Annotated in this window: 20 protein-coding genes, 2 pseudogenes and 1 riboswitch; of the genes and pseudogenes, 14 read left to right on the top strand and 8 right to left on the bottom strand. The window is 71.1% G+C overall.

Going from position 1 to position 25,175, the window contains the following annotated elements; translation table 11 throughout:
• Positions 1-32 precede the first annotated feature (32 nt).
• The 9 genes and pseudogenes from ACKTSN_RS06605 to ACKTSN_RS06565 all read left to right on the top strand — a co-directional run bounded on the left by ACKTSN_RS06605 (position 33) and on the right by ACKTSN_RS06565 (position 10,259).
• Positions 33-1,097 carry a polyprenyl synthetase family protein gene (locus ACKTSN_RS06605; protein ID WP_409474756.1) on the top strand — a complete coding sequence of 355 codons (1,065 nt, stop codon included), beginning with the start codon at positions 33-35 and terminating at the stop codon, positions 1,095-1,097.
• Between the two features lie 120 nt (positions 1,098-1,217).
• On the top strand, positions 1,218-3,209 hold the full coding sequence (gene shc, locus ACKTSN_RS06600) for a squalene--hopene cyclase (RefSeq protein ID WP_409468218.1): 1,992 nt from the start codon (positions 1,218-1,220) through the stop codon (positions 3,207-3,209).
• A complete protein-coding gene (locus ACKTSN_RS06595; protein WP_409468217.1) occupies positions 3,209-3,850 on the top strand; it encodes a 1-hydroxy-2-methyl-2-butenyl 4-diphosphate reductase in 642 nt (213 codons plus the stop codon). Before shc ends, ACKTSN_RS06595 begins: the two co-directional genes overlap by 1 nt.
• A 5-nt stretch (positions 3,851-3,855) precedes the next feature.
• Complete coding sequence (gene hpnH, locus ACKTSN_RS06590) at positions 3,856-4,878, top strand: adenosyl-hopene transferase HpnH (RefSeq protein WP_409468216.1); 1,023 nt, start codon at positions 3,856-3,858, stop codon at positions 4,876-4,878.
• Positions 4,879-4,882: 4 nt separating this feature from the next.
• The gene (ispG, locus tag ACKTSN_RS06585; protein ID WP_409468215.1) at positions 4,883-6,058 is read left to right on the top strand and encodes a flavodoxin-dependent (E)-4-hydroxy-3-methylbut-2-enyl-diphosphate synthase; all 1,176 of its coding nucleotides are present in this window, start codon (positions 4,883-4,885) and stop codon (positions 6,056-6,058) included.
• 30 nt (positions 6,059-6,088) lie between these two features.
• The gene (gene dxs / locus ACKTSN_RS06580; protein WP_409468214.1) at positions 6,089-8,044 is read left to right on the top strand and encodes a 1-deoxy-D-xylulose-5-phosphate synthase; all 1,956 of its coding nucleotides are present in this window, start codon (positions 6,089-6,091) and stop codon (positions 8,042-8,044) included.
• Positions 8,041-9,468 (top strand): aspartate aminotransferase family protein, encoded by a 1,428-nt coding sequence (locus ACKTSN_RS06575; protein ID WP_409468213.1) that lies wholly within the window; start codon positions 8,041-8,043, stop codon positions 9,466-9,468. Before dxs ends, ACKTSN_RS06575 begins: the two co-directional genes overlap by 4 nt.
• A 60-nt stretch (positions 9,469-9,528) precedes the next feature.
• Positions 9,529-10,143 (top strand): annotated as a pseudogene (locus tag ACKTSN_RS06570) (XRE family transcriptional regulator).
• Positions 10,140-10,259 (top strand): DUF6126 family protein, encoded by a 120-nt coding sequence (locus ACKTSN_RS06565; RefSeq protein ID WP_224734064.1) that lies wholly within the window; start codon positions 10,140-10,142, stop codon positions 10,257-10,259. The pseudogene ACKTSN_RS06570 and the gene ACKTSN_RS06565 overlap by 4 nt, the downstream one beginning before the upstream one ends.
• A 123-nt stretch (positions 10,260-10,382) precedes the next feature.
• Here the strand turns inward: ACKTSN_RS06565 and ACKTSN_RS06560 are convergent, their stop codons facing one another.
• Complete coding sequence (locus tag ACKTSN_RS06560; protein ID WP_409468212.1) at positions 10,383-11,180, bottom strand: tyrosine-protein phosphatase; 798 nt, start codon at positions 11,178-11,180, stop codon at positions 10,383-10,385.
• Positions 11,181-11,383: 203 nt separating this feature from the next.
• On the opposite strand from ACKTSN_RS06560, the gene ACKTSN_RS06555 reads away from it, so the two are divergent.
• The 3 genes from ACKTSN_RS06555 to ACKTSN_RS06545 all read left to right on the top strand — a co-directional run bounded on the left by ACKTSN_RS06555 (position 11,384) and on the right by ACKTSN_RS06545 (position 15,937).
• Positions 11,384-13,453, top strand: a complete 2,070-nt coding sequence (locus ACKTSN_RS06555; RefSeq protein ID WP_409468211.1) for an alpha-galactosidase — start codon at positions 11,384-11,386, stop codon at positions 13,451-13,453.
• A 307-nt stretch (positions 13,454-13,760) separates the two neighbouring features.
• Positions 13,761-13,920, top strand: a riboswitch (cyclic di-AMP (ydaO/yuaA leader).
• Positions 13,921-13,922: 2 nt separating this feature from the next.
• Positions 13,923-14,939, top strand: coding sequence for a M23 family metallopeptidase (locus ACKTSN_RS06550; protein WP_409468210.1), 1,017 nt, complete (start codon positions 13,923-13,925; stop codon positions 14,937-14,939).
• 212 nt (positions 14,940-15,151) lie between these two features.
• Positions 15,152-15,937: an SGNH/GDSL hydrolase family protein gene (locus ACKTSN_RS06545; RefSeq protein WP_409474755.1), complete on the top strand. Its 786-nt coding sequence runs from the start codon at positions 15,152-15,154 to the stop codon at positions 15,935-15,937.
• A gap of 118 nt (positions 15,938-16,055) precedes the next feature.
• Here ACKTSN_RS06545 and ACKTSN_RS06540 read toward each other — a convergent pair whose 3' ends face one another.
• A complete protein-coding gene (locus ACKTSN_RS06540) occupies positions 16,056-16,673 on the bottom strand; it encodes a TetR family transcriptional regulator C-terminal domain-containing protein (RefSeq protein WP_409468209.1) in 618 nt (205 codons plus the stop codon).
• Between the two features lie 54 nt (positions 16,674-16,727).
• Positions 16,728-17,906 (bottom strand): glutamate dehydrogenase, encoded by a 1,179-nt coding sequence (locus tag ACKTSN_RS06535; protein ID WP_409468208.1) that lies wholly within the window; start codon positions 17,904-17,906, stop codon positions 16,728-16,730.
• Between the two features lie 129 nt (positions 17,907-18,035).
• Here ACKTSN_RS06535 and ACKTSN_RS06530 point away from each other — a divergent pair, with 129 nt between their 5' ends.
• Positions 18,036-19,271: an MBL fold metallo-hydrolase gene (locus ACKTSN_RS06530; protein WP_409468207.1), complete on the top strand. Its 1,236-nt coding sequence runs from the start codon at positions 18,036-18,038 to the stop codon at positions 19,269-19,271.
• Positions 19,272-19,378: 107 nt separating this feature from the next.
• Here ACKTSN_RS06530 and ACKTSN_RS06525 read toward each other — a convergent pair whose 3' ends face one another.
• Entirely contained in the window at positions 19,379-19,852 is a 474-nt protein-coding gene (locus tag ACKTSN_RS06525) for an alpha/beta fold hydrolase (protein WP_409468206.1), read from the bottom strand.
• A 370-nt stretch (positions 19,853-20,222) separates the two neighbouring features.
• On the opposite strand from ACKTSN_RS06525, the pseudogene ACKTSN_RS06520 reads away from it, so the two are divergent.
• A pseudogene (locus ACKTSN_RS06520) lies at positions 20,223-21,464 on the top strand (diacylglycerol/lipid kinase family protein).
• A 59-nt stretch (positions 21,465-21,523) separates the two neighbouring features.
• Here ACKTSN_RS06520 and ACKTSN_RS06515 read toward each other — a convergent pair.
• The 4 genes from ACKTSN_RS06515 to ACKTSN_RS06500 form a co-directional block, all read right to left on the bottom strand.
• Entirely contained in the window at positions 21,524-22,321 is a 798-nt protein-coding gene (locus tag ACKTSN_RS06515) for a hypothetical protein (protein WP_224734071.1), read from the bottom strand.
• 50 nt (positions 22,322-22,371) lie between these two features.
• Entirely contained in the window at positions 22,372-23,250 is an 879-nt protein-coding gene (locus ACKTSN_RS06510) for a TauD/TfdA dioxygenase family protein (protein ID WP_409468205.1), read from the bottom strand.
• 62 nt (positions 23,251-23,312) lie between these two features.
• Positions 23,313-24,017, bottom strand: a complete 705-nt coding sequence (locus ACKTSN_RS06505) for a hypothetical protein (RefSeq protein WP_388761890.1) — start codon at positions 24,015-24,017, stop codon at positions 23,313-23,315.
• Positions 23,962-25,170, bottom strand: a complete 1,209-nt coding sequence (locus tag ACKTSN_RS06500; RefSeq protein WP_409468204.1) for a GSCFA domain-containing protein — start codon at positions 25,168-25,170, stop codon at positions 23,962-23,964. Before ACKTSN_RS06500 ends, ACKTSN_RS06505 begins: the two co-directional genes overlap by 56 nt.
• Positions 25,171-25,175 lie beyond the last annotated feature (5 nt).

Below are 25,175 nucleotides of genomic sequence, written 5' to 3'. Positions count from 1 at the left end.
GTACCGCAACAAGAGGAGAGACTGTGCCCACTGTGCCCCCGGCCTCGAAGGCCGCTCGAGAGACCGCGGTGGACGTGACCGCGCTCCTGGAGCGCGGCCGGACCCTGGCCACACCGGTACTGCGGGCGGCCGTCGACCGCCTGGCACCTCCCATGGACACGGTCGCCGCCTATCACTTCGGCTGGATCGACGCCGCGGGCAACCCCGCCGACGGCGACGGCGGCAAGGCCGTGCGCCCCGCCCTCGCGGTGCTGTCCGCCGAGGTCACCGGGGCCGCACCGGAGGTCGGCATTCCCGGAGCGGTCGCCGTCGAACTGGTCCACAACTTCTCGCTGCTGCACGACGACCTGATGGACGGCGACGAACAGCGCCGGCACCGCGACACCGTCTGGAAGGTGCACGGCCCCGCCCAGGCCATCCTGGTCGGCGACGCCCTGTTCGCCCTGGCCAACGAGATCCTCCTGGAACTCGGCACCGTCGAGGCCGGCCGCGCCACCCGTCGGCTGACCACGGCGAGCCGCGCCCTGATCGACGGTCAGGCCCAGGACATCTCCTACGAGCACCGCGACCGCGTCAGCGTCGAGGAGTGCCTGGAGATGGAGGGCAACAAGACCGGTGCCCTGCTGGCCTGCGCCAGCTCCATCGGCGCGGTGCTCGGCGGTGCGGACGAGCGCACCGCCGACTCCCTGGAGAAGTACGGCTACCACCTCGGCCTGGCCTTCCAGGCCGTCGACGACCTGCTCGGCATCTGGGGCGACCCGGAGGCCACTGGCAAGCAGACCTGGAGCGATCTGCGCCAGCGCAAGAAGTCCCTGCCGGTCGTGGCCGCGCTCGCGGCGAGCGGCGCCGCCTCGGAGCGGCTCGGCGAGATCCTCGCCGCCGACGCCAAGAGCAGTGACTTCGCGAACTTCTCCGAGGAGGAGTTCGCGGCCCGCGCCGCCCTCATCGAGGAGGCGGGCGGCCGCGAGTGGACCACCGAGGAAGCGCGCCGTCAGCACACCATCGCCATCGAAGCCCTCGACGCCGTCGACATGCCCGACCGGGTGCGGCAGCAGTTCACGGCGCTCGCCGACTTCGTCGTCGTACGAAAGAGATGATCACTATCGGCCGAATAGCTCTCGCGTAGTCGCCGGCCGGTGCCGCGGATTCGTGTGCACCGGCCGACGGCGGACCCACAGCAGACGCACCACCGGAAGTGACTGCACGAAGGGGAAGCCATGACAGCGACGACCGACGGAAGCACCGGGGCCCAGCCGCCCCGCGCTGCCGCGGCCAGCGAAACCGACAGCACCACCCCCGAGGCGGCCGGGGGCCGAGAAGCCGCCGTCCACGCCGTCCGGCGCGCCACCGACTTCCTGCTGTCCCGGCAGGACGCCGAGGGATGGTGGAAGGGCGACCTCGAGACGAACGTCACCATGGACGCCGAGGACCTGCTGCTGCGTCAGTTCCTGGGCATCCGCGACGAGTCCACCACCCGCGCCGCCGCCCTGTTCATCCGCGGCGAGCAGCGCGAGGACGGCACCTGGGCCACCTTTCACGGCGGACCGGGCGAACTCTCCACCACCATCGAGGCGTACGTCGCCCTGCGCCTGGCCGGCGACGCGCCCGACGCGCCGCACATGGCGAAGGCGTCGGAGTGGATCCGGGCCCAGGGCGGCGTCGCCGCCTCCCGTGTCTTCACCCGGATCTGGCTCGCCCTGTTCGGCTGGTGGAAGTGGGAGGACCTGCCCGAACTCCCGCCGGAACTCATCTACTTCCCGACGTGGGTGCCGCTCAACATCTACGACTTCGGCTGCTGGGCCCGGCAGACCATCGTCCCGCTGACCATCGTCTCCGCGAAGCGGCCGGTCAGGCCCGCGCCTTTCCCGCTGGACGAGCTGCACACCGATCCGGGTAACCCGAATCCGGTGAAACCACTTGCCCCCGCAGCGAGTTGGGACGGGGCCTTCCAGCGGCTCGACAAGGGCCTGCACGCCCTGCGCAAGGTGGTGCCGAGGAAGCTGCGCAGAGCCGCCATGAACACCGCGGCGTGCTGGATCATCGAGCGGCAGGAGAACGACGGTTGCTGGGGCGGCATCCAGCCGCCGGCCGTGTACTCGCTCATCGCCCTGCATTTGCTCGGCTACGACCTCCAGCACCCCGTGATGCGGGCCGGTTTGGAGTCCCTGGACCGGTACGCCGTCTGGCGCGAGGACGGCGCCCGGATGATCGAGGCCTGCCAGTCGCCGGTGTGGGACACCTGCCTGGCGACCATCGCGCTCGTCGACGCCGGTGTGCCCGCCGATCACCCGCAGCTCGTCAAGGCCGCGGACTGGATGCTGGGCGAGCAGATCGTCCGGCCCGGCGACTGGTCGGTGCGCCGGCCCGGGCTGCCGCCGGGCGGCTGGGCGTTCGAGTTCCACAACGACAACTACCCCGACATCGACGACACCGCCGAGGTCGTCCTCGCACTGCGCCGGGTCAGGCACCACGACCCGGAGCGGGTGGAGAAGGCGATCGGGCGCGGGGTGCGCTGGAACCTCGGCATGCAGTCGAAGAACGGCGCGTGGGGCGCCTTCGACGTCGACAACACCAGCCCGTTCCCCAACCGGCTGCCGTTCTGCGACTTCGGCGAGGTCATCGACCCGCCGTCCGCGGACGTCACCGCGCACGTCGTGGAGATGCTCGCGGCCGAGGGCCTGGCGCACGACCCGCGCACCCGGCGCGGCGTCCGGTGGCTGCTGGCCCAACAGGAGCCGGACGGCTCCTGGTTCGGTCGCTGGGGCGTCAACTACGTCTACGGCACCGGGTCGGTGGTGCCCGCACTCGTCGCGGCGGGCATCCCCGGTTTGCACCCGGCGATCCGCGGGGCGGTGGCCTGGCTGGAGAGCGTGCAGAACGACGACGGCGGCTGGGGCGAGGACCTGCGCTCCTACCAGGACGTCGAGCGATGGAGCGGCCGCGGCGCCTCCACCGCCTCGCAGACGGCCTGGGCGCTGATGGCCCTGCTGGCGGCCGGCGAGCAGGACTCCAAGGCCGTCGAACGCGGTGTCGCCTGGCTCGCCGCGACCCAGCGGGAGGACGGCTCCTGGGACGAGCCGTACTTCACCGGCACCGGCTTCCCCTGGGACTTCTCCATCAACTACCACCTCTACCGGCAGGTCTTCCCGCTCACCGCCCTCGGCCGGTTCGTGAACGGAGAGCCCTTCGCATCGGCCAAGGGGAGCTGATGAGCACGCCGCCCGCCTCGGCACCGCTGCTGATCGCCTGTGCGCTCGGCATCGAGCGCCTGGCCCTGCGCCTGGGTGACCACGGCGGTGCCGACGGGCCGGTCACCGTGCTGCGCACCGGCATGGGGCCCCGGTCGGCCGAGCGCTCCGTCACCCGGGCGCTGGCCGACCCGGCCCTCGCCGAGGCCTCCGTGCTCGCCACCGGCTTCTGCGCGGGGCTGGCCCCCGGTATGCATCCCGGCGACCTGGTCGTCGCCGAGGAGACCCGGCACCCGCACGGCAGCACGCCGTGCGTGGGCACCGAACTGCTTGTCAAGGAACTCATCCGTGCCGTGCCCGGCCGCACCGTCCACACCGGGCCGGTCACCGGCTCCGACCACGTCGTCCGTGGTCAGGAACGTGCCGACCTGCTCGCCACCGGCGCAATCGCGGTCGACATGGAGTCGGCGGCAACGCTTCTGAGCGCGGGGCGCGTGGGTGCGCGTCCGGTTGCGGCCGTCCGGGTGGTCGTGGACGCTCCAGAACATGAGCTCGTCCGGATCGGCACGGTGCGCGGTGGAATATCTGCTTTCCGCGTCCTTCGTTCCATTCTTCCCGCATTCTTTGAATGGCACCGTAATGTGTTGCTCCCCAGGAGGTGAGCCCGATGGCCATGCCGCTGCGTCAGTCCATCAAGGTCGCTACTTACTTGGCTGAACAGAAGCTCCGCAGGCGCGACAAGTTCCCGCTCATCGTCGAGCTCGAACCGCTCTTCGCCTGCAACCTCAAGTGCGAGGGCTGCGGCAAGATCCAGCACCCCGCCGGGGTGCTCAAGCAGCGCATGCCGGTCGCGCAGGCCGTGGGAGCGGTGCTGGAGTCCGGGGCGCCGATGGTGTCGATCGCCGGCGGTGAGCCGCTGATGCACCCCCAGATCGACGAGATCGTGCGCCAGCTGGTGGCCAGGCGGAAGTACGTCTTCCTGTGCACCAACGCCATGCTGCTGCGCAAGAAGATGGACAAGTTCAGGCCCTCGCCGTACTTCGCCTTCGCCGTGCACATCGACGGCCTGCGTGAGCGGCACGACGAGTCGGTCGCGAAGGAGGGTGTGTTCGACGAGGCCGTGGCGGCCATCAAGGAGGCCAAGCGGCGCGGCTTCCGGGTCACCACCAACTCGACCTTCTTCAACACCGACACCTCGCAGACCGTCGTCGAGGTGCTCAACTTCCTCAACGACGACCTCGAGGTCGACGAGATGATGATCTCGCCCGCCTACGCCTACGAGAAGGCCCCCGACCAGGAGCACTTCCTGGGTGTGGAGCAGACCCGAGAGCTGTTCAAGAAGGCCTTCGCGGGCGGCAACCGGCGCCGCTGGCGGCTCAACCACTCCCCGCTGTTCCTCGACTTTCTCGAGGGCAAGGTCGACTTCCCCTGCACCGCATGGGCGATCCCGAACTACTCGCTGTTCGGCTGGCAGCGCCCCTGCTACCTGATGAGCGACGGCTACGTGCCGACGTACCGCGAACTGATCGAGGAGACCGACTGGGACAAGTACGGCCGCGGCAAGGACCCGCGCTGCGCCAACTGCATGGCGCACTGCGGCTACGAGCCCACCGCCATCCTCGCCACCATGGGTTCCCTGAAGGAGTCCCTGCGCGCCATGCGCGAGACGGTCTCCGGAAACCGGGAGTGACGCCATGACCGCCATCCCCCTGGGCGTCCCCGAGGTACCGGTCCGGCCGATCGCCGAGCGCCGGAAGAGCCGGCAGATCCAGGTCGGATCCGTGGCGGTGGGCGGAGACGCGCCGGTGTCGGTGCAGTCGATGACCACGACCCGTACGTCGGACGTCGGCGCGACCCTCCAGCAGATCGCCGAGCTGACGGCGTCCGGCTGCCAGATCGTCCGCGTCGCCTGTCCCACCCAGGACGACGCCGACGCGCTCGCGACCATCGCCCGCAAGTCGCAGATCCCGGTGATCGCCGACATCCACTTCCAGCCGAAGTACGTGTTCGCCGCGATCGAGGCCGGCTGCGCCGCGGTCCGGGTCAACCCCGGCAACATCAAGCAGTTCGACGACAAGGTCAAGGAGATCGCGCGGGCCGCGAAGGACCACGGCACGCCGATCCGTATCGGTGTGAACGCGGGCTCGCTCGACAGGCGGCTGCTGCAGAAGTACGGCAAGGCGACGCCGGAGGCGCTGGTGGAGTCGGCGCTGTGGGAGGCCTCGCTGTTCGAGGAGCACGACTTCCGGGACATCAAGATCTCGGTGAAGCACAACGACCCGGTGGTGATGATCGAGGCGTACCGGCAGCTCGCCGCCCAGTGCGACTACCCGCTCCACCTCGGCGTCACGGAGGCGGGCCCCGCCTTCCAGGGCACGATCAAGTCGGCGGTCGCCTTCGGCGCACTGCTGTCGCAGGGCATCGGCGACACGATCCGGGTGTCCCTGTCCGCCCCGCCCGCCGAGGAGGTCAAGGTCGGCATCCAGATCCTGGAGTCGCTGAACCTCAGGGAGCGCGGTCTGGAGATCGTCTCCTGTCCGTCCTGCGGGCGCGCCCAGGTCGACGTGTACAAGCTGGCGGAGGAGGTCACCGCCGGCCTCACGGGCATGGAAGTGCCCTTGCGCGTCGCGGTCATGGGGTGTGTGGTGAACGGCCCCGGCGAGGCCCGCGAGGCCGACCTCGGCGTGGCCTCCGGCAACGGCAAGGGGCAGATCTTCGTCAAGGGCGAGGTCATCAAGACCGTCCCCGAGTCCAAGATCGTCGAGACGCTCATCGAGGAGGCCATGAAGCTGGCCGAGCAGATGGAGCAGGACGGGGCCGCAGCGGGTGCCCCCACCGGCACGGGGAAACCGGCAGTGACGGTGAGTTGAGGGAAGGCACGGACCGAGAGGGGGCCGAGCGTGACGATTCTGGAGAACGTCCGGGGACCACGCGACCTGAAGGCGCTGTCCGAGGCGCAACTGCGCGAACTGTCCGACGAAATCAGGGAGTTCCTGGTGCAGGCGGTCGCCAGGACCGGCGGCCACCTCGGGCCCAATCTGGGGGTGGTGGAACTCTCCGTCGCGCTCCACCGGGTCTTCGAGTCACCGGTCGACCGCATCCTGTGGGACACCGGACACCAGAGCTACGTACACAAGCTGCTGACAGGGCGTCAGGACTTCTCCAAGCTGCGCGGCAAAGGCGGCCTGTCGGGCTATCCGTCGCGCGAGGAGTCCGAGCACGACATCATCGAGAACAGCCACGCCTCCACCGCGCTCGGCTGGGCCGACGGACTCGCCAAGGCCCGCCAGGTGCAGGGCGAGAAGGGGCATGTCGTCGCGGTGATCGGCGACGGCGCGCTCACCGGCGGCATGGCCTGGGAGGCGCTGAACAACATCGCGGCCGCCAAGGACCGGCCGCTGATCATCGTCGTCAACGACAACGAGCGCTCGTACGCGCCGACCATCGGGGGGCTGGCCAACCATCTCGCGACGCTGCGCACCACTGACTCGTACGAGAAGGTCCTCGCCTGGGGCAAGGACGTACTCCTGCGCACCCCGGTCGTGGGAGGCACGGTCTACGAGGCGCTGCACGGCGCGAAGAAGGGCTTCAAGGACGCCTTCGCGCCGCAGGGGATGTTCGAGGACCTCGGCCTGAAGTACGTCGGCCCCATCGACGGACACGACATCAAGGCCGTCGAGTCGGCGCTGCGGCGCGCCAAACGCTTCCACGGGCCGGTGCTGGTGCACTGCCTCACCGTGAAGGGCCGCGGCTATGAACCCGCCCTCGCACACGAGGAGGACCACTTCCACACCGTCGGTGTGATGGACCCGCTCACCTGCGAGCCGCTGGCGCCCTCCAACGGGCCGTCCTGGACCTCGGTGTTCGGCGACGAGATCGTCAGGATCGGCGAGGAGCGGGAGGACGTCGTGGCGATCACGGCGGCCATGCTGCACCCGGTGGGCCTCGCCGAGTTCGCCCAGCGGTTCCCGGACCGGGTGTGGGACGTCGGCATCGCCGAACAGCACGCGGCCGTTTCCGCGGCCGGCCTCGCGACCGGCGGACTGCACCCCGTCGTCGCCGTCTACGCCACCTTCCTCAACCGCGCCTTCGACCAGCTCCTGATGGACGTGGCGCTGCACCGCTGCGGGGTGACCTTCGTCCTGGACCGGGCGGGCGTGACCGGCGTCGACGGGCCCTCCCACAACGGCATGTGGGACATGTCGATCCTCCAGGTCGTGCCCGGGCTGCGGATCGCCGCGCCACGCGACGCCGACCAGCTGCGGGCCCAGCTGCGCGAGGCGGTCGCCGTCGACGACGCGCCGACGCTCGTGCGCTTCCCCAAGGAGTCGGTGGGACCGTGCGTCCCGGCCATCGATCGGGTGGGCGGCATCGACGTACTGCACTCTTCGGATCCTTCGGATGTCCTGCTGGTCGCCGTCGGCGTGATGGCGCCGGTCTGCCTGCAGGCCGCCGAGCTGCTCGAAGCACGCGGCATCGGCTGCACCGTCGTCGACCCCCGCTGGGTCAAGCCCGTCGACCCGGCGCTGCCCGGCCTCGCCGCCACGCACCGGCTGGTCGCGGTCGTCGAGGACAACAGCCGCGCCTCCGGGGTCGGCGCGGCGGTGGCGCTCGCGCTGAGCGACGCCGAAGTGGACGTGCCCGTACGGCGGTTCGGCATCCCGGAGCAGTTCCTCGCGCACGCCAAGCGCGGTGAGGTGCTGGCCGACATCGGCCTCACGCCGATCGAGATCGCCGGGCGGATCAGCGCGAGCCTGGCCGTCAAGGAGGAACTGTCCAAAGAGACCGACCTCCACGCGAAGCTGTCCGGGGAGACGGCTGTGACGGAAGAGCTGTCCAAGGAGACTCAGCCATGACAACCGCGGAATCCGCGTCCCAGCCGCCGGAGTCGGGGCCCGACGAGGACTTCGACCTCGGCGCGCTGCTGGCCGAGCGCGGAGCCGAGCGCTATGAGCTGCACGCCCGGTACCTCAACCACCAGCTCCCGCGCATGCTGCACACGATCGGCTTCGACAAGGTCTACGAGCGGGCCGAGGGCGCCTACTTCTGGGACGCGGACGGCAACGACTACCTGGACATGCTCGCCGGCTTCGGGGTGATGGGCCTGGGCCGCCACCACCCCGTGGTCCGCAAGGCGCTGCACGACGTCCTCGACGCCCAGCTCGCCGACCTCACCCGCTTCGACTGCCAGCCGCTGCCCGGCCTGCTGGCCGAGCGGCTGCTGGCGCACAGCCCGCACCTGGACCGGGTGTTCTTCGGCAACAGCGGCACCGAGGCCGTCGAGACGGCGCTGAAGTTCGCCCGGTACGTCACCGGCCGGCCGCGGATCCTGTACTGCACGCACGCCTTCCACGGACTGACCACCGGCTCGCTGTCCGTGAACGGCGAGTCGGGCTTCCGCGACGGCTTCGCCCCGCTGCTGCCCGACACGGCCGTGCCGCTCGGCGACCTCGACGCCCTGGCCCGGGAACTGAAGCGGGGCGACGTCGCCGCCCTGATCGTCGAGCCCATCCAGGGCAAGGGCGTGCACGAGGCCCCGCCCGGCTATCTGCGCGCCGCCCAGGAGTTGCTCCACCGGCACAAGGCGCTGCTCATCGCGGACGAGGTGCAGACCGGGCTGGGCCGGACCGGCGACTTCTACGCCTACCAGCACGAGGAGGGCGTCGAGCCGGACCTGGTGTGCGTGGCCAAGGCCCTCTCGGGCGGCTATGTGCCGGTGGGCGCCACCCTGGGCAGGGACTGGATCTTCAAGAAGGTCTACTCGTCGATGGACCGGGTGCTGGTCCACTCGGCCAGCTTCGGGTCCAACGCCCAGGCCATGGCGGCGGGCCTGGCGGTGCTGTCGGTGATGGAGAACCAGCAGATCGTCGCGGGCGTGCGCACCACCGGCGAGCTGCTCAGGTCCCGGCTGGCGGCGCTGACCGACACGTACGAGATGCTCGCGGACGTCCGCGGCCGGGGACTGATGATCGGCATCGAGTTCGGTCGGCCCCGGTCGCTGAAGCTGCGCAGCCGCTGGGCCATGCTGCAGGCCGCCCGCAAGGGGCTGTTCGCGCAGATGGTGGTCGTACCGCTGCTTCAGCGACACCGGATCCTCACCCAGGTCTCCGGCGACCATCTGGAGGTCATCAAGCTGATCCCGCCGCTGATCATCGGCGAGCGGGAGGTGGACCGGTTCGTCGACGCGTTCACGGCCGTGATGGACGACGCGCACAACGGCGGCGGGCTGGTGTGGGACTTCGGGAAGACGCTGGTGAAGCAGGCGGTCACCAACCGATAAGGGTTTTGCCTTGTAGGCAATAAATTTGCCCACTTGGCAAGTCTCCGGCTGAATGGAGGCATGAGCTCCTCCGCATCCGAACCCGGGGCCGAGCCGGCCGACGGTCTGCCGGTGGTCGCCCCGCAGCTCCGCGCCCTGCGCCGACGGGCCGGCCTCACCCTGGAGGCCGCCGCCCGCGTCGCCGGACTCTCGCCGCCTCGGCCTGACGGCATGGAGCCCTGTTGTATCGCTCCGTAATGCGTCTGATACGCTCGGTGCGTCGTTGGGGGCGACGACGATCAAGTCCCCAACAACCCGAGTGAGTCCCGCACTTGCTCCGGCGGCCGGAAGGGTCGTCGTCGGACAGGCGTGACCTGTCAAACTCCCCGGAGCGATCCAGGGGAGAATCTCCCAGGTCCGCCCGGGAGAGAACTTCAAGGTACGACCGTCTCGGAGCCGATGAGACAGTTGCCGACGGGGACGCGGCACGCAGGCACTGCCTCCGCGTCCCGTCCGGCAGCCGGGGACACCGCGCACCTGCTCGCGCCGGGGGACAGCGCTCACTTCGACTCGCTGACCCCGCACCGCATCGCCGCCCAGGACCCCGACGGGGTCGAGCTCCTCTTCGTCCACACCCTGCTGCAGAGCCCCACGGCCGCGCTGTGCCTCGGCCCTATTACGGGAGAAACGCCATGAGCGACATCGAGCAGAAGTTCCCGCGGGCCATCTGGGTCCGGCTGTTCATCTACATCGTGGCGGGACATGTCTTCGCCGCCTTCCTCTACCTGCTCTTCGAGGTGGGGGCGAAGTAGGGCCGCACTGGGCCTGTCCGGCGGATCAGGTCGCAGGAAACCGGCGGTGACTCATCGGCGCAGATGGGCGTGCCAGACCCCGCGTCTGCGGCATGATCCGCCGGACAGGCCCTAAGGTCCGGCTCAGTCGAGCAGTCGCGCGCGCAGCCGGTCCCGGGTCTCCGGGGCGAGCTCCAGTCCCTGTTCCAGGTAGGTGTCGACGCCGCCCCACGTCTCGTCGATGGTCTCGATGGCCGCCGTCAGATACTCGGCGCGCGCGTCGAAGAGGGGGCTGAGAAGCTCCATGACCTCGGGGGAGTAGGCGGAGGCGGAGGTGCTGCTGCGGTGCACCTTGTAGCGGCGGTGCTTGGCGTTCGACTCCAGGTAGTCGGCGAGGACGGCCTCGCGCTCCACACCGAGGGCGAGCAGCGTGACGGCGATGGACAGGCCGGCGCGGTCCTTGCCCGCCGCGCAGTGCATCAGGGCCGGGACGCTGTCCTCCGCGAGCGCGTGCAGCACCTGGGAGTGCTCGGTCGTGCGCTCCTTGATGATCGTGCGGTACGAGGTGATCATCCGGTTCGCCGCCTTGCCGTCCGCGAGGATCGTGCGCAGCTGGTCCAGGTCGCCGTCCCGGACCATCTTCCAGAACTCGGCGCCGTCCGCGGGGTCCGTCAGCGGCAGGTTCACATTGCGCACGCCCGGCAGCTCGACGTCGGGGCCCTCGAGCTTCTGGTCCGCCGCGTTGCGGAAGTCGAAGATCGTGTGCAGCCCGAGGGAGCCGAGGAACTCGGCGTCCTCGTCGGTGGCGTGCGCGAGGTGACCGCTGCGGAACAACACCCCGTACCGCACCCGTCGGCCGTCCACCGTCGGCAGGCCGCCGACGTCACGGAAGTTGCGCACTCCGGCCAGTTCGGGCTCGGTCGACGGCACCTGCTGCGTCACGGGGGCTCCCTCCCATCGGCCCCGTCGGCGCGGCTCGTCGACGGGCACGCAGTCGACGATACGACATGGATTCCTGGGGCAATGAGTTGTCCACAGGAGGTCACAGGCCGTTGGACGAGTTGTCCACAGGCGTTGCCCCGGACGCCCGTTGCCCTTGATGATGTTGGTGCTTGAGTGGAGCTGTCGGAATCTGTGGGGGCTTGATGTTGGAGATCGCCGAGAACGGGCGTACGTGGCTGCTGTCGGGGCCCACGAGCAGCTATGCCGTCCACCTCACCGACGACGACGAGCTGCTGCATCTGCACTGGGGCCCGCGGATCGCGCTCGCCGACGCCGAGGCCCTCGCCGTGCGCCCACTGCCGGACTACTGGCCCTTCGAGTCGCCGCTCGACGGGCGCGAGGAGTATCCCGTCGAGGGCGGTCCTCGCTTCGTGCGGCCCGCCCTGTCCGTGCGCACCGACGAGCGGCGCGGCACCGAGTGGCGTTTCGAGGCCCACGAGACCGTGGACCAGGAGCTGCGGCTGCGCTTTCGCGACGCCGGACTGGCGATCACCCTGCACTACCGGATGCGTGACGACGTCGTGGAGCGTTGGGTGACCCTGCACAACGACGGGCCCGAGGCCGAGCTGCTGCGTGCCGACTCCGCGACCTGGACCCTGCCGGACCGCGACGCATGGCGGCTGTCCCAGCTGCACGGCCGCTGGGCCGCGGAGTCCCGGCTCGTGCGCTTCCCCCTCACCTACGGTGAGAAGGTGATCGGCAGCCGCCGCGGACACACCGGCCACCAGCATCTGCCGTGGGTGGCGCTGGACACCGACGCGACCGAGGAGCGCGGCGAGGTCTACGGCTGCGCCCTCGCCTGGTCGGGCTCGTGGCGGATCGCCGTCGCACAACTGCCGGACGCGCGCGTGCAGATCACCGGCGGAGCCGGCTACGACGACTCCGGCCTGCTGCGGCTGGCGGCGGGGGAGTCCTTCACCACCCCTGTCTTCGCCGGCCTCTGGAGCGACGGCGGCTTCGGCGGTGCCAGCCGCGCCTGGCACGCCTACCAGCGGGCGTACGTCATTCCGGACGCCGAGCGGGACCGGCCGGTGCTGTTCAACTCCTGGGAGGCCACCGAGTTCGACATCAGCGAGGAGCAGCAGCGGGCGCTCGCCCGGCGGGCCGCGGCGATCGGCGTCGAGCTGTTCGTGGTCGACGACGGCTGGTTCGGGACCCGCACCAGCGACCGCGCCGGGCTCGGCGACTGGACACCCAACCCCGACCGCTTCCCGACCGGACTCAAGCCGCTCGCCGACGACGTGCACGCCCTCGGGATGCAGTTCGGGATCTGGGTCGAGCCCGAGATGGTCAATCCCGACAGCGAGCTGTACCGCGCCCACCCGGACTGGGTGCAGTTCCAACCCGGGAGAAAGCGGACAGAACTTCGCAATCAGCTCGTATTGAACCTCGCGCGGGAGAATGTGCAGGACTACCTCTGGGAGCAGCTGCACGGGCTCCTGTCCAGCGCCCCGATCGACTACGTCAAGTGGGACTTCAACCGTTGCTTCACCGATGCCGGCTGGCCCGGTGAGCCATATCCGCAGCGACTGTGGGTCGACCATGTGCGCGCCGTGTACGCCCTGTTGGACCGGCTGCGGGCGGCCCACCCCGGTGTCGCCTTCGAGTCCTGCTCGGGTGGCGGCGGTCGCATCGACCTCGGTGTGATGAGCCGTACCGACCAGGTGTGGGCCTCCGACAACACCGATCCGCTCGATCGGCTCGCCATCCAGGACGGCTTCAGTCAGATCCACCCCGCGCGCATGATGGCCGCCTGGGTCACCGACAGTCCCAACACCCAGCTCAACGGCCGGATCAGCTCGCTGCGCTTCCGCTTCGTCAGTGCCATGGCCGGGGTGCTCGGCGTCGGGGGCGACCTCACCCGGTGGGCCGACGAGGAACTCGCGGAGGCCCGGGACTGGGTGGCGCTCTACAAGGAGATCCGGCCACTCGTGCAGCGCGGGGACCTCCACCGGCTGCGGCCGCCACGGGGTGGGCTGAGCGCCGTCCAGTACGTACGTGGCGACGAGGCCGTCGTACTCGCATGGCTTCAGGCGCAGAGCTACGGGGAACCCGTCCCGGCGCTGCGGCTGCGCGGTCTCGACCCCACCGCGTCGTACGAATGCCGCGAAACGGGCGAAGTGCACCGGGGTGCCGTGCTGCTGCACCACGGACTGCGCACCGGACTGCGGGGTGACCTCGATGCGACGGTTCTCCGACTGCGCCGCATCTGACTCTTCTGTCCGAATTGACCTCTTCATTCCAACTCGGTCGGGAATAAAGGAACCTGGAGCGACGTCACGTGAGCAGCGTCATATCCGTGACCGTGAGTCGCCCGTCATGTCCACGTAATTCAAGCGCTTTTCAAGGGCATTTGCGGAATGTGACGTTTCCGGAATTCACGGAGGGTGACCGTGAATTCGGTGAACTGATCAAGAAGTAGGCGTTCGCGCGGAACCTCTTGCTTGTCCCGTTGCGTCTCGGTCGCTTACGTTCCACACCGATCCGGGCGGACGCCTAATCCTGCCGCCGCCCGGTGCCCGCGCAAACTCACCCGTGTACGGCAGGAGCGGGGGACCCACAGGTACAAATGCCTGTTCCGGTCTCCGGAACGGCTAGGGGTACAGCCGCGTTTCGGCGCGGCCGGGCATCTCCAGCCCGCACCCGACAGCTCACCTCGCAGGCGCCGGAGAGGAATTCGCCATGCCCGCGAAGGGTAAGCACCGCCGTCCGAAGATCCAGCGTTTCACCCGTTCCATCGCCATTGCCGGAACCGGTGGCGCCGCACTCGCCCTCCCGCTGATGGGGGCCACCGGCGCCCATGCCGCCACTGCGCAGTCCGCTCCGGAAAGCGCCGTTCAGTCGGTCGCCGCAGAGAAGGCCGCCACTCAGAAGAAGGCCGCCGAAAAGAAGTCCGCCGCGAAGAACGCCGGTGTGAAGACCTATTCGGTGAAGGTCGGCGACTACCTTGCGAAGATCGCCGAGGAGCAGAACGTCAGCGGTGGCTGGCAGAAGCTCTACCAGGACAACCGTGAGGTCGTCGGCGACAACCCGTCGCTGATCCACCCCGGCCTGAAGCTCACGATCGGCAAGAAGGCCGCGGCGAGCACGGACAAGCCGTCGTCCCCTTCGTCTCCTTCCTCCTCTTCGTCGGAGTCGTCTGAGTCCTCCGAGGCGTCGAAGTCGTCGAAGTCGTCGGAGTCGTCGAACTCGACGGAGTCCTCGGCGAAGTCGTCCGACCAGTCGTCGTCCGCCGAGTCCTCCTCGTCGAACGCGTCGACGGCCGCCCAGACCGCCGCCGGCACCTCCACCGGCTTCTCCGCCCCCGTGGACAGCGCCGCCGTCAGCACCGCCTACAAGGTGGCGGGCAGCATGTGGTCCAGCGGCTACCACACCGGCGTCGACTTCGTCACCCCGACGGGCACCCCGCTCAAGGCCGTGGGCGCCGGCACGGTCGTCTCCGCGGGCTGGGCCGGTGCGTACGGCAACCAGGTCGTCATCAAGCTGGCCGACGGCTACTACGCCCAGTACGCCCACTTGTCCTCGTTGTCCGTCTCCAGCGGCCAGACCGTGACCGCGGGCCAGCAGATCGGCTTCTCGGGTTCGACCGGCAACTCGACCGGCCCGCACCTGCACTTCGAGATTCGCACCACTCCGGACTACGGCTCGGACGTGGACCCGGTCGCGTACCTCCGCTCGCACGGAGTCTCCGTCGGCTGACGCACGCGCCTCGCACACACCGAAGGCCGGACCCCGATCCCCGGGTCCGGCCTTCGGTGTGTGCGGACGCAGGGGTTATTCCGCAATTGACCAATCCTTTGGCAGTGGCTTATCTCACCGACCGTCAACCCCTTCCTACGGTCGCGTAGGTCACATTCGACGCGGAATCATGTCCCGACGTGGCAGACGATTCGAAGAATGACAGCAGATCAGTGATCGGGTCGTACGTGGCGGTGGGGGACAGCTTCACCGAGGGCGTAGGCGACCCCGGCCCCGGCGGGGCGTTCGTCGGCTGGGCCGACCGCTTCGCCGTACTGCTCGCGGACCGCCGAGCCGAGGGTGACTTCCAGTACACGAACCTCGCCGTGCGCGGAAAACTGCTCGACCAGATCGTGGCGGACCAGCTTCCGCGGGCCGTCGAACTCGCGCCGGACCTGGTCTCGTTCTGCGCCGGAGGCAACGACATCCTCCGGCCCGGCACCGACCCGGACGACGTCGCCGAGCGCTTCGAGCGGGCGATCGCCGCGCTGACGGCCGTCGCGGGCACGGTGATGGTGACGACCGGCTTCGACACCCGGGGCGTACCCCTGCTGAAGCACCTGCGCGGCAAGATCGCCACCTACAACGGGCATGTGCGGGCCATCGCCGACCGGTACGGCTGTCCGGTGCTCGACCTGTGGTCCCTCAAGTCCATTCAGGACCGCAGGGCCTGGGACGACGACCGGCTGCACCTCTCGCCCGAGGGGCACACGCGCGTGGCGCTGCGGGCCGGTCAGGTCCTCGGCCTCGCCGTCCCCGCCGATCCGGAACAGCCCTGGCCGCCGCTTCCGCCGCGCGGCACGCTCGACGTCCGGCGGGACGACGTCCACTGGGCGCGCGAGTACCTGGTGCCCTGGATCGGCCGCCGATTGCGCGGCGAGTCGTCGGGCGACCACGTGACGGCGAAGGGGACGCTGTCGCCGGACGACATCAAGATGCGGATCGCGTCGGTGGCTTGAGGTGCATCCGTGGCGGACGCCGGGGGAGCGGGTCGTTTCGATCGCCTACGTCGGATCGGCCCGCGTCCGGCGCGGATGGGCGTACGCCATGAACCGCAACCTGGTCCTCGCGGACGGCTCACGCGTGCCCGGACGACGGCACCTCGGCCAGTCCGAGCTCGCGGGCGAGCGCCTCGTCGACCCACTCCTGGGCCCGGCCGCGGGACACCGCGCCCGGGTACGACGTCAGCTGGACGGCGAGGCCGTCGAGCAGGGCCGTCAGCCGCAGCGCCGCGCCCATGGGGTCCGGGCAGCGGAACTCGCCGGCGGCCACGCCCTCGGCGATGACCTCGGCGATCGCCGCCTTCCAGCGCCTGTCGAGGTCCCGGGTGGCCTCCTGCAGGGCCGGCTCGCGCAGGGCAGCGGCCCAGCCCTCTATCCACAGCCGCCAGCCCTTGGCCTGACCGGTCGGGGCGTACCAGCGCACGGCCGACCGGAGCCGGCGCAGCGCCGTCGTGCGCCGACCGAGCAGCTTGCTCAGCTGGGCCAGGTCGTCCTCGGCGGCGTATGCGAACGCGGCGGCGACGAGCTTTTCCTTCGTCGAGAAGTGATAGAGCACCAGCGCGTTGCTCACGCCGAGCGTGGAGGCCACGTCGGCGATCCGGACCGCCGCGACACCCCGCGCCTCGATCTGCTCCACGGCGGCGCGCAACAACTCCTCGCGCCGTTCCTGCACGCTCAACCGCACTCTCGCCACGCGTTCACCCTAGGCCCTGTCGCACATCGGTGCGCACGCGCGCGCGTGCGGCCGTCACCGGTACCAGCCGTAGCGTTCCGCGAGCACCGGGAGCCGGGCCGCCGCGACGGCGTGCGCGGCGGTCCGTGGTGTCGTGCCGCCGGTCTCCGCGCGGGACAGGACGAGGTCGACGAGAGCGCGCATCGAGCGGCGCGTGTACGTGAACGCCTCGTCCGCGTCGGCGCCGATGTCGCCGAAGAGGGTCCACCACCACCAGGCGTTCGTCCCGGAGTTGACCACCACGTCCGGCAGGACCGTGACTCCGCGCGCGGTCAGCAGCTCCTCCGCCTCCGGCAGTACGGGCATGTTGGCCGCCTCGACGATCCAGCGGGCGGTGATCCGGTCCTGGTTCGTGGTGTCGATCGCGTAGGAGACCGCAGCCGGCACCAGCACCTCCGCGTCGGCGGACAGCCAGGCGTCACCGGCCAGTTCACGGTCCCCGGGCCGCAGTACGCCGCGGTCCACCACGCCGTACGCGTCCCGCGCGGCGAGCAGCGCGTCGACGTCGAGCCCGTCGGGGTTGGCGATGGTGCCCTTGAGGTCGGCGACTGCCACGATCGTCAGACCCGCGCGCGCGAGGAACCGTGCGGTGGCTCCACCCATGGTGCCCAGCCCCTGTACGGCGACCCGCGTCCCGGCATACGGCACTCCGGCCCGGTCGAGGGCCGTGAGCAGCGACTCGGCGACCCCGCAGCCGCCGACCAGCTCGTCGAGCCCGATGCCGTCCACCTCGACCGCGAACGCGTCGGCGAGCCTCTGCCTGGCGGTGGCCTCGTCGTCGAGCAGCGGATACACGGCCTGGATCGACGAGACGAGCCCCGCCTCGGTGACGGCCCGGTCCACGAGGTCCTGGGTGAGACCGAGGTCCTCGCCCGTGGTCCAGCAGCTCTCGACGTACGGCCGCATGGCCCGCAGGTACCGCACCAGGATTCCGTACGCCTCCGGGTCCCGCGGGTCGCAGTCGATACCGCCCTTGGCGCCGCCGAGCGGGGCGTAGCGGCCCTCAGGGTTGTAGTGCAGCGCCTCCTTCATGGTCATGCCGCGCGCGAGCCCGGTGACCTCGTCCAACGTACAGCCCGCGCGCATCCGCAGCCCGCCGCTGGCGACGCCGCGCACCAGCCGGTCGATGACCAGAAAGCCCTGGCGGCCGGTGACGTGGTCGGTCCAGGTGAGCGACAGCAGGGGGGCGGTCATATGCGGACTCCTTGGGGCGGATCGGCCAGTGATTACTGACTCCTGATTCAGTATGGGGCCTGGTCGGTGCGGGAGTGTCGGAGGGGCGGACCATAATGGGAGGCCTTACCGACTCCACCTGGAGGTACCGTGGCCGGTTCCCGTTCCCTGAGCTCCGGGCTCCGCGCACTGCAGCCCGAGGCCTTCGGCGCGGATCCGAGCGGTGAGCGCATGGCGCGCATCCGCAGATCTCCCTACTTCAAGGACGGGGTCTTCCAGAATCCCGGCGGCCCCTCCCGGACCCGGCCGTCGGGGTCGCCACTGGACTTCGCGAAGAAGTACTTCGACAAGGAAGATCGCACGCGCCGCTCCCCGAAGGGTGCGGTGCCGGTGCACGCCACCACGCTCGCCGACCTCGCCAAGCCGCCGGCCACCGGGCTGCGGCTGACCTGGATGGGCCACTCCAGCGTCCTCGCGGAGATCGACGGACAGCGGGTGCTCTTCGACCTCGTCTGGGGCGAGCGCTGCTCACCGTTCGCCTTCGCCGGGCCCAAGCGCCTGCACCCGGTGCCGGTCCCGCTGGCGGCGCTCGGGCCGGTCGACGTCGTCGTCATCTCGCACGACCACTACGACCACCTGGACATGCCCACGATCAAGGCGCTGGCCGGCACGGACACCCTGTTCGCCGTCCCGCTCGGCGTCGGCGCACACCTCGAGCACTGGGGCGTGTCCGCCGAGCGGCTGCGCGAACTGGAGTGGCACGAGACGACGCGGGTCGGCGGGCTCACCCTGACCGCCACCCCCGCCCGACACTTCTGCGGCCGTGGCCTGCGCAGCACGCAGCACACGCTGTGGGCCTCCTGGGTCGTGGCGGGGGACGAGCACCGGATATTCCACAGCGGTGACACCGGGTACTTCGAGGGCTTCCGGGACATCGGCGCCGACTACGGCCCGTTCGACGCGACGATGATCCAGCTCGGCGCGTACAGCGATTTCTGGCCCAAGAACCACACGGACTGTACGCCGCTGCCTGGAGCCTGGCCAGACATTCACATGTCGCCGGCCCAGGGGGTGCAGGCCCATCTTGACCTGCAGGGAGGCGGTCCGGGTGGGGTGCTGTTGCCGATCCACTGGGGGACCTTCAACCTGGCGCTGCACGCGTGGGCGGAGCCGGGTGAGTGGACGAAGGACGCGGCCGAGGAGGTCGGTCAGGCGGTGGCGTTCCCGCGGCCGGGTGAGCCGTTCGAGCCGGCGGGGAGGCTGCCGGTGGAGGCGTGGTGGCGGGCGGTGTCCGGTCCGATCGCCAGTCCGTGGCGCCGTCCCCGACGCGCTGAGGGTGCGGCCGAGACGAGCAGGGGTGATCTCGACCTCGCGGGTGAGCGGTGACGTCGGTCGGGGACGAGCTTGGCGAGATGGTCCGGATGCTGGAGCTTCTTCCGGCTGGTGAGCTGGATCGTTTGCTGCTGGAAACTGGCCGCGGTCGGGTCGGTGATCTACGCGGGGTCATCGGTGCGCAGCGCGTGCTGGAGCGCCGGGCCCTGGATCACCCGGGAGTCCAGGCCGCCGCACTCCACTACCCCGGCCCCGACCCTGCCGACGACGAGGCGGCGCACCCGCCGGTCACGGACCGCGGTGAGCAGGGTGACGACCGCCCCCATCGAGTAGCCGACCAGGTCGACCTCTTCCTCGCCGAGGTGATCGAGAAGGGCCGACACGTCCCGCGACATCCGGGCCTCACCGTAGGCGGCCGGGTCGTGGGGCTTGCCTGACGCGCCGTGCCCGCGGGCGCCGAGGGCGGCGACGCACCGCCCCGCACCGGTCAGCGCCGCGACGGTGCCCGGCGCCTCCCAGTTCGTCTCCCTCGACGCGCTGAAACCGTGGTGCAGCAGGACCAGGGGCGACTCCGAGTCCCGCTCCCAGACCTCGTACGCGATCTCCGTGCCGTCGCTCGCGTGGAACACCGCCATGGAACCTGCCCCTTCTCGCCCGGAACCCCCGACCGCGGGGGACCGTGCCATCGGCGTGCCCCGCGCAGCACCGGGGGCCCTCAACCCGCCTGCGCCGCAGCCCACTCGGGCCCGGGGCGCAGCGTCGGCGGTCCGTACGGACATGCCCGGAGGGCAGTGTCGGCGGATCGCACGGACACGCCGGAAGGGCAGCGTCGGGCGGCCGGGGACCGGACGGCGCCGGCGGTCCGCCGGGAGGCCGTAGGCTGCCCGGCGGCTCCCTGGGGTCCGGAGCCTCGGTGATGTGGGGAGCGCGCAGGTGAGCAAGGTCGATCCGTCGGACAGGGCCCGGTCACTGGCCCGCCGCGCGCTGCTCGCGGCGGTGCTGGCGATGCTCGTCTCCCTGCTGTCGCTCGACGGCAGTTCGCTGGTCCTCCTGCTCGGCGCGGGGCTGGCGGTGTGCGCGGTGGGCGCCTGGTGGTTCCTCGCCCACCGCGGGGCGCTGCGGGTGCTGGGCGCGGCGGTGCTCGCCGTGGCGGCGCCGGTCGCCGTGTTCGTGCTCTTCCTGATCGGCGGCATGTGGTTCACGGCGCTGGCCGCGATCCTGCTGTGGGCCGTGGCCCTGGGCTGCGCCCTGCGCGCGGAGCGACGGCCGGAGGCGACGCGGGGCCGTCCTGCCGGGCCGTCCGCCCCGGCGGGCGGTCCTCCTCATGAACCCGGCCTCGGGCGGCGGGAAGGTGGGCCGGTTCGGACTCGTCGAGCGTGCCGAGGCCCTCGGCGCCCGGGTGCTCCTCCTGGAGCCGGGCACCCACACCGATGTCGCGGAACTCGCCCGGAACGCCGTCGCCGACGGCGCCGACCTGCTCGGCGTCGCGGGCGGGGACGGCACCCAGGCGCTGGTCGCCGCCGTCGCCGCCGAGCACGACCTGCCCTTCCTGGTGATCTCCGCCGGCACCCGCAACCACCTCGCCATGGACCTCGGCCTGGACCGCGCCGACCCGTCCCGGTGCCTGGACGCACTCACCGTTGGGGTGGAGTTCAGGGTGGACCTGGGCGAGGTGGCGGGCCGGGCGTTCGTCAACACGGTGTCCTTCGGGGTGTACGCCGAGATCGTGCGGCGCCCCGAGTACCGCGACGCCAAGGCGGGTACGGCGCTCGACGTGCTGCCCGACCTGCTGGCGGGCGGCGCCGGTGAGCGCCTCGACGCCCTCGCCGACGACCGGCCGGTCACCGGGCAGCAGGCCCTGCTCGTCAGCAACAACCCCTACACCTCCACCGATCCGCTCGACGTGGGGCGCAGGCCCCGGCTGGACCGGGGCGAACTGGGCGTGCTCGGCGTCCGCGTGGACGGTGCCACGCAGGCGGCCGACCTCGCCGTGAGGGGCTCGCTCTCTCCGGCGCTGACCCTCCTGACGTCGCGCAGGGTCGAGGTCACCGCGCCGCGACCATCCCGGTGGCCGTCGACGGCGAGGCCCTGATGCTGCCCACACCCGTGGTCTGCACCGTCCGGCCGCGTGCCCTGCGCGTCCTGGTGCCCCGGGACAGGCCGGGCGCCGCGCCGCCGGAACCGCCGCTGGACTGGCGGCGGATCGTGACCCTCGCCCTCGGCCGTCCCGGACGCGTCGAAGGCTGACCGAGGTCCCCTGCGGCCGACCCGCCGCCGACGGCTTCAGGGCCCCGGCGGCCGCGCGATCATCGGCTCCGGAGCGGTCGCGCCCCGACCAGTGCCGTGAGGAACCCCTCGGACAGACGCACGGCCGGATTCCCGGCGGCCGGTGCGTGCGGCCCGGCCTGTTCACAGGCACGGACCACCGCTCGTACGTGGGAACCGGGGAAGGTGTCCGCGTAGGCCCCGCGGTCGTCGGCGGCGTAGGCGAGCGCCAGCGCGTCGCTCAGGGCCAGCGCGTGCGCCTCGGCGAAGGCGCGCGCGTTGGCGGTGCAGCTCAGCTCGGCGTACTCGTGACCGTAGGCGTCGGCCTCGGCCGGGGACCGGCCCTGGGACAGCGCGTAGTCGCGGGCCCCCGCGTGGCCCTCGGCGTAGGCGGTCGTCCGGTCGTACGCGGCGGCGTGGAGGTGGAGCAGGACCGGATGCAGCGCGGTCCGCCAGGCGTCCGGGGCGGCCGGCCGCCCCGCGGCCGCCCCGGTATGCAGACGGGCGAGTGAGGAGAACGGCACCGCCTCCGCGCCGGGCACCGTCTCGGCGACGAGGGGCAGGACCGTGTGGCGGTGCCAGTCGTGGACCACCGACAGGCCGGAGCCCACCAACAGATCGGTGACCGTGTCCTCCCCGTACCGCTCCTGGAGCAGCGCGTACAGACGAAGGGCCCAGCCGTCGCGGACGTCGGCCGGCAACTCGTCGTGGAGGGCGGTCGCAACAGGCCACAGCCCCACGGGAGATGCCGGGCCGGACACGGACCCGGACCTGGGCTCGGCGTCCGGTGACCTCAGCGCGGTCAGGAACCCCGCCGCCCCGTCGGTCGTGGAAGTCATGCGGTACCGCCCTCCTGTCCCCAGGGGATCGATGATGTGCGCGGAATGGATCAGCGGTGCAGGGGCGTGCCCTCGACGGCGACCCGGCAGCCGAGCCGCGTGAGGGGGAAGTAGTCCCACACGGCGTGGTGCTGCACGCTGCGGTTGTCCCAGACCACCAGGGTGCGCGGCTGCCACCGCACGCGGCACTGCAGCAGCGGGGTGCGGGCTACGTGCGCGTACAGCATGCCCAGCAGGGTGTCGCTCTCCGTGCGGGAGAGCTGGGTGATGTGCGAGGTATAGGGGGCGTTCACGAAGAGCAGCTCGCGGCCGGTCTCCGGGTGCCGGACGACGACGGGGTGCTCGGTGCGCGGCACGTCGTACTCGGCCGGAGGGGTCTGCCCGGCGGCGGTCCACGGCAGGGCGCCGTCGTGCAGGGCGGTCAGTCCGCCGAGGAACTCCTTCATCGCGGGGGAGAGCAGCTCGTAGGCGAGGTGCATGTTGGCGAACAGGGTGTCGCCGCCGCTGCCCCCCTCGGGAACGGTCGTGAGGTACAGCAAAGACCCGAGGGAGGGCGCCGGGTCCGCCGTACCGTCGGAGTGCCAGCCGTTGCCGGCCACGGCCCGGGAGTCCTTGTCCGCGCTGATCTCCAGGATGTACGGGTCGGAACCCTCCACGGGGAGGGTGACCGGGTGCAGTTCACCGAAGACGCCCGCGAACCGCTTGTGCTGCTCGGGGGTGAGGTCCTGGTCGCGGAAGACCAGGACGTGGTGGGACTGGAAGGCGTGCTTGACCTCCTTCTCCTGCTGGGGCGTCAGCTCCTGCGACAGGTCGAGGCCCGAGACCTCCGCGCCCAGCAGCGGGGTGAGGGGGCTGACCGAGAGGGTCTCGTACGGCTCGGCGGGCCGGGTGGTCAGGCGTTCGACGGCCTGAAGGGCGTACTGCTCCATGGGGACCTCCGGGATGGGACGGGGTGGGGGAGAGGACTGGAACGGATGGGGGCGGGGGCGGATCACAGTCCCCGGTCGAGGAGTTCGGCGACCACGAGGCGGCCGAAGGCGAGGTTGCCGTGGATCGTGTCGTCCGGCAGGCAGAAGGCGGGGCGTTGCTCTCCCGAGCGGTCGGTCACCCGGGCGCGCAGGTCGACGATCTCGACGCCGCGCGCGGCGACCTCGTCACGGACGACGTCCTGCGCGGCGTGGAACACCCGTGCGTCCGACATGTCGGGGACGCGCTGCGGCGGCATGACCGCCACCACCCGCAGACCGAGCGCGGCCGTGTGGTCGTAGAAGGCGAGCGCGCCGCGGATCATGGCCTGCACCAGGGCCGAGAAGAACGCGCTGCGCAGGAAGGACTCCGGGAAGTCGCCGCGGCGGTCGCGGTGGACGTCCCAGTTCTGCCGGGTGGCCACCGTGTGGGCGCTGAACCCGAAGGTGCACACCAGCGGCACCGGCAGCCCGGCGAGCCCCCCGGCGCCCAGGGCGTCGAGGAACTCCCGGTAGAGCCGCTGCCCTTCGGGCGCGCGGAAGCGGATCTCGGTGCCGTCGGTGCCATCGGTGTCGAAGAAGGGGCCCAGGAAATCCCGGCCCGAACCGACCGGCCCGCCCGCGAAGGGCAGTCCGGCGGCCCGCGCGGCCTGACCGACGCAGGCCGCGTGGGAGTCACCGAGCAGGAGGAACCGGGCGGGGGCCGTAGTAGTCGAGCAGGGCGTCGTCACAGGAGTGGTCCTCTCCGCCGGCGGCGGGCGGCGGCTGCGGGGGAGTGTGCGGTGTGCGGGCCGGTTCGCCCCGCAGGGCCCGGAAGAAGTGCCCCATCACGAAGGCCACGCCCTCGGGACGGACGGTACGCAGGTTGGCCTCGAAGAAGCCCCGCCGGCCCCCGGAAGCCGACGCACCCGGCGCACCCGAGGTACCCGAGGTACCCGAGGTACCCGAGGTACCCGAGGTACCCGAGGTACCCGAGGTACCCGACGGGTCCCGGTCACCCGAAGGGGCCGGGAGAACCGGGAGCCCCGGCAGTCCCGTGACGATCTCGTACGACGGGAAGTAGTCGACGCGGTCGTCCTCGTCCGCGAGCTGCCCGGCCGCCGCCCGCAGCACCGACTTCGAGAAGGTGGTCGCGACCAAGGCATGCCGTCCGGTGGCGGTGGCCGTCAGCGGCACAGGAGAGACCGTGAGGACCGTCCGCAGACCGGGGTTGACGCCCCGGGCCATGGCCAGTGCCTCCGTGAGGTCCTCGTGCACCTGCGAGACCGTGTGGTTGCGCAGGACGTACCGGCCGGCGTCGAAGGAACCGCGGACGGTCCCGGGGCACATCGGCAGCACGGTGTCCCGCTCCGTGTCGTGCCACGCCTCGGTCAGGCCGAGGGTGAAGACGAAGACCTCCGCCTCGGCCAGCGCGGTGCGCAGCGCGGCGAGGGTGACCTCGCGGGAGCGTAGCAGCTCACCGGGCGAGGCGAACCCCTCCGGCTCCACCGTGGGCCGGTACGGGTCGTAGAAGCGCCCGTCCTCCTCCCAGACCTCCCCGGGGGGTATGCGGGAGCCGAGTGCCCAGGCGATCCACTGGCGCAGCGCGGCGGCGGTGTAGATGTTCCCCGTGCGGAAGGAGAACCGGCGGTAGCCGCGGGCCGACCGCTGCTCGGCGGTCAGTCCCGGGGGCGGCGGCTCCGCGTCGTACCAGTGCATGCCCTCCTCCAGCAGGGCGCGTCCGATGTGGCCGGCGAAGCAGGACCCCGCGGTGATGACGGGCGCGTCCTGCCCGATGGGCCACTTCGGCGTCCACAGGTCAGCGATGTCCAGCGGGTCCCGTTCGGCGACCGCGCTGCGCCAGAAGGAGCGCTCCGGCAGGCTCGTATAAGGGTGTGATGCCATGGGGG

It is taken from the genome of Streptomyces flavusporus, from assembly GCF_046267975.1.
Lineage (GTDB): Bacteria > Actinomycetota > Actinomycetes > Streptomycetales > Streptomycetaceae > Streptomyces > Streptomyces flavusporus.
Note: the sequence above shows the minus strand (reverse complement) of the source record. Positions and strands in the feature narration are given on the sequence as shown.

What these genes read in the sequence shown, in the direction of transcription:
- shc (WP_409468218.1), top strand. Translation starts at nt 1,218, where the DNA reads ATGACAGCGACGACCGACGGAAGCACCGGGGCCCAGCCGCCCCGCGCT.
- ACKTSN_RS06595 (WP_409468217.1), top strand. Translation starts at nt 3,209, where the DNA reads ATGAGCACGCCGCCCGCCTCGGCACCGCTGCTGATCGCCTGTGCGCTC.
- hpnH (WP_409468216.1), top strand. Translation starts at nt 3,856, where the DNA reads ATGGCCATGCCGCTGCGTCAGTCCATCAAGGTCGCTACTTACTTGGCT.
- ispG (WP_409468215.1), top strand. Translation starts at nt 4,883, where the DNA reads ATGACCGCCATCCCCCTGGGCGTCCCCGAGGTACCGGTCCGGCCGATC.
- ACKTSN_RS06575 (WP_409468213.1), top strand. Translation starts at nt 8,041, where the DNA reads ATGACAACCGCGGAATCCGCGTCCCAGCCGCCGGAGTCGGGGCCCGAC.
- ACKTSN_RS06565 (WP_224734064.1), top strand. Translation starts at nt 10,140, where the DNA reads ATGAGCGACATCGAGCAGAAGTTCCCGCGGGCCATCTGGGTCCGGCTG.
- ACKTSN_RS06555 (WP_409468211.1), top strand. Translation starts at nt 11,384, where the DNA reads ATGTTGGAGATCGCCGAGAACGGGCGTACGTGGCTGCTGTCGGGGCCC.
- ACKTSN_RS06550 (WP_409468210.1), top strand. Translation starts at nt 13,923, where the DNA reads ATGCCCGCGAAGGGTAAGCACCGCCGTCCGAAGATCCAGCGTTTCACC.
- ACKTSN_RS06535 (WP_409468208.1), bottom strand. Translation starts at nt 17,906, where the DNA reads ATGACCGCCCCCCTGCTGTCGCTCACCTGGACCGACCACGTCACCGGC.
- ACKTSN_RS06525 (WP_409468206.1), bottom strand. Translation starts at nt 19,852, where the DNA reads ATGGCGGTGTTCCACGCGAGCGACGGCACGGAGATCGCGTACGAGGTC.
- ACKTSN_RS06515 (WP_224734071.1), bottom strand. Translation starts at nt 22,321, where the DNA reads ATGACTTCCACGACCGACGGGGCGGCGGGGTTCCTGACCGCGCTGAGG.
- ACKTSN_RS06510 (WP_409468205.1), bottom strand. Translation starts at nt 23,250, where the DNA reads ATGGAGCAGTACGCCCTTCAGGCCGTCGAACGCCTGACCACCCGGCCC.
- ACKTSN_RS06500 (WP_409468204.1), bottom strand. Translation starts at nt 25,170, where the DNA reads ATGGCATCACACCCTTATACGAGCCTGCCGGAGCGCTCCTTCTGGCGC.